The organism is Actinoplanes sp. NPDC051633 (assembly GCF_040681735.1).
Classification (GTDB): domain Bacteria; phylum Actinomycetota; class Actinomycetes; order Mycobacteriales; family Micromonosporaceae; genus Actinoplanes.
Genome location: NZ_JBFAZH010000997.1, coordinates 1 through 2,873 on the forward strand (window position 1 = coordinate 1; position 2,873 = coordinate 2,873).

4 protein-coding genes are annotated in these 2,873 nt (G+C 73.6%); all 4 read right to left on the reverse strand.

All coding sequences use genetic code 11. The annotated features are described in order from the left end of the window. Positions 1-970 (reverse strand): glycosyltransferase family 2 protein (locus AB0M20_RS35805; RefSeq protein WP_364305008.1); only part of this gene is annotated, 970 nt, incomplete at its 3' end. After that, the gene (locus AB0M20_RS35810) at positions 967-1,713 is read right to left on the reverse strand and encodes a carotenoid biosynthesis protein (RefSeq protein WP_364305010.1); all 747 of its coding nucleotides are present in this window, start codon (positions 1,711-1,713) and stop codon (positions 967-969) included. The genes AB0M20_RS35810 and AB0M20_RS35805, both read right to left, overlap by 4 nt. Continuing rightward, positions 1,713-2,288, reverse strand: coding sequence for a GNAT family N-acetyltransferase (locus AB0M20_RS35815; RefSeq protein WP_364305012.1), 576 nt, complete (start codon positions 2,286-2,288; stop codon positions 1,713-1,715). The genes AB0M20_RS35810 and AB0M20_RS35815 overlap by 1 nt, the downstream gene beginning before the upstream one ends. 10 nt (positions 2,289-2,298) lie before the next feature. Then, the coding region (locus AB0M20_RS35820; protein ID WP_364305014.1) for a monooxygenase at positions 2,299-2,873 on the reverse strand (575 nt) is incomplete at its 5' end.

Genomic DNA, 2,873 nt, shown 5'->3' on the forward strand with positions numbered 1-2,873 from the left:
CCAGTGCGTCCGGCCAGGCCCGGCCGCCCGTCGCCCGGGCCGCCGCGACCCGGCCCGTCACGCCGAGCAGATAGGCGCAGGCGGCCGGCCACCACGCGCCGGTGACGGCGAGGGCCGGCGGGGACGCGTACAGGAGAAGGAGGACAACCACGACGGCGGCCGCGCCGGCCGGGGAGCCGAACGAGGACCACAGCGACTTCGAGTAGCCCTCCACCAGCGCCGGCCACGAGTCGTACATGCGGCAGGTGGCCAGCCGAGAGCCGTCGGCGAGGGCGATCCGGCCGCCGGACCGTTTGACCGCGCGGGCCAGGGCGATGTCCTCGAGCACCTCGCCGCGCACCGCCGCGTGCCCGCCCGCCCGGTCGTACCCGGCGCGATCCGCCACCAGCCACTGCCCACCCGCCGCGGCCAGCGACGGGCGAGCCGACCGCTCCATCGCACGCAGCGGCAGAAAGGTCAGCCATGACCACTGCAGCAGCGGCTGCACGAGGCGACCGGCGCCGGTGATCCGCGGGTACGGCGACAACAGCGCGAACCCCTGTGCCGCGACCACGCCACCGGCGATCGCGTCGGGCGACAGCACCACGTCGGCGTCCACGAAGACCAGCACCTCGGCGTCCGGCGCCGCGGCGGCGAGCTGGGCGCAGGCGTGCGGCTTGCCCAGCCAGCCCGGCGGCGGCGCGGCGCCGGTGAGCAGCCGCACCTTGTCGCCGGCGACCGAGCGCACCACGTCGGCGGTGCCGTCGGTCGAGCCGTCGTCGAGCACGACGATCTCCAGCTCGGGCACACCGCGCTGGGCGAGCAACGCCTCCAGGCACGGGGTCACCCGGCCGGCCTCGTCGCGCAGCGGCAGCAGCACCGCGACCCGCTTCGGCGTCGTCGCACCGCGCGGCGGCCGGCGCAGCAGCAACGCGTTCACCACCGAGTGCCCGGTGAGCAGGACGAGCGGAATCAGGACGAGCCAGATCATCTGCGGGCCGACACGACCGCCAGTGGAACCACGACCGCGCCCATCACCACGCCACCCCACAGGGCCGAGGCGGGCAGGTCCAGGAACACGGCGTGGGCGAGCACGGAGGAAGCGTACGTCCAGAACCAGAGCGCCAGCGCGGGTTTGTCGTCGCCCTGGGGTGACCCGATCCGCGGGCCGCCGGCCAGCGCCAACGCCGTCATCAGCAGCAGCGCGAACCCGAGCCAGCCGAGGTAGTTGCCGATCGGGATGCCGGGCACGCCGGGCAGCGCGGGCGTCGGATCGAGCCATCGCCAGTAACCCTCGCCGACCATCTGCGGGTCCAGGAAGAGGTCCCACGCGGCCAGCCCGACCGCGGCCAGCGCGACGCGCTTCCACAGCGAGCCGGCCAGGCGTAGCGCGGCCAGCCACGCCGGCCAGGCCATCCACGTCCAGGCGAGCGGGATGATCAGTGGGACGTCCAGGATGCGCGGCCCGAGCTCGCCCGAGTAGGCGTACGACCCGAACGGGAACCCGGTGGCGACGCCGATCGCCTCGACCAGGAAGCCGCCCACGGTCGCCGTTGCCACCAGTGCGGCCGCCGCCCGCCGCCCGCGGGTGACCAGCGCGTGCGAGACCGACAGCAGATAGCCCAGCACCACGGTGAGCACGGTCAGCCCGGCCCGGACGCCGCCGGAGGTGAGCGGATAGCAGATCTGGGTGAGGACCAGGGCGCCGAGCAGCACCCAGGGAATGCGGATCATCAAATGCCGACGATGCCCGGCGCGTCGACGGCCCGCTCGGCCAGCGGAAGCTCGCGCCCGAGGATCGCGAACGCCCGCTCGTCACCCGGGAAGATGAAGTCGCGCAACACGTCCACGAAGCCGAAGCGGCGGTACAGCCGCCAGGCCCGGGACTGCTCCTCGTCGGCCTCCGGCGTGGACAGCAGGACGGTACGCCCGTCGGCCATGGCCAGCAGCGCCCGCAACTGCCGCGCCCCCACGCCGTGCCCCTGGGCGGCCGGTTTGACGTGCAGCTCGACCACCTCGAAGCAGTCGGTCAGCCACTGCTTGCGCGCGTCGTCGTCGAGCGCCGAGCGGACCTGGTCGTGCCACCACTGGCCGGGCCCGGAGGTGTAGCCGTAGCCGAAGCCCGCCAGGTGCCCGTCGGTGGTCAGGGTGGCGACGGCGCGGAAACCGGCCCGGCGCACGTGCGCGCCGATGTAGCCGCGGCGGGTCTGCAGCAGCTCGGTGCGGTAGCCCATGGCCTCGCCGTACACCGACACCACGTCGTCGAGCCGCCTGAGCAGATCATCCGGCTGCCACGGCACCAGTCTCATCGCGCCGGCCTCATCCCGTCGGCCTCATCGCGTCGGCCTCATCGCCCTGATCGCCCTTTCTCACCCAGCCCAGCACGGTGCGATCCCCGGTGATTCTCCGGACCGCAAACCGGGCGAACAGGTCTTCCGCATACCACTTGTCCGTCGGTGTCCGCGCGATCACTGCGCGGTGCTCCGGCTGACGGTACGCGAAGCCGGTCAGGTCCGTCGCGCCCCGCCACACGGTGATCGTTCCCTGCCAGCCGATCGGCGCCTCACCGATGCCGATACGGGCCAGCAGCCCAGGCGCCGCGTCCAGTTCGGCGACCACCGGGGGCACCGCGCGCCAGAAGGTCAGCGCCTTGACCGGCCGCAGCCGCGCACGGGTCATCGCCAGTACCATGCCGTCCGGTTTGTCCTTCACGGACGGCTCGAACGGCCTCTGCTTCGCCCAGGTTCCGCGGCTGTGCAGCGGGCTCATCTCGACCGTCACCTTCGCCGTCGAGATGCGGTCCCACCCGGGGAACTCCGGCACCCGGTCCGCGACGACGACAGCCGCCCACCGGGTCAGATCCGCGTCGCCCGCCCCGAAGGTGTCGCCGGTGC

Bases quoted from the DNA above. Each gene is read 5' to 3' on its own strand.
- AB0M20_RS35810 (WP_364305010.1), bottom strand. From the start codon at position 1,713: ATGATCCGCATTCCCTGGGTGCTGCTCGGCGCCCTGGTCCTCACCCAG.
- AB0M20_RS35815 (WP_364305012.1), bottom strand. From the start codon at position 2,288: ATGAGACTGGTGCCGTGGCAGCCGGATGATCTGCTCAGGCGGCTCGAC.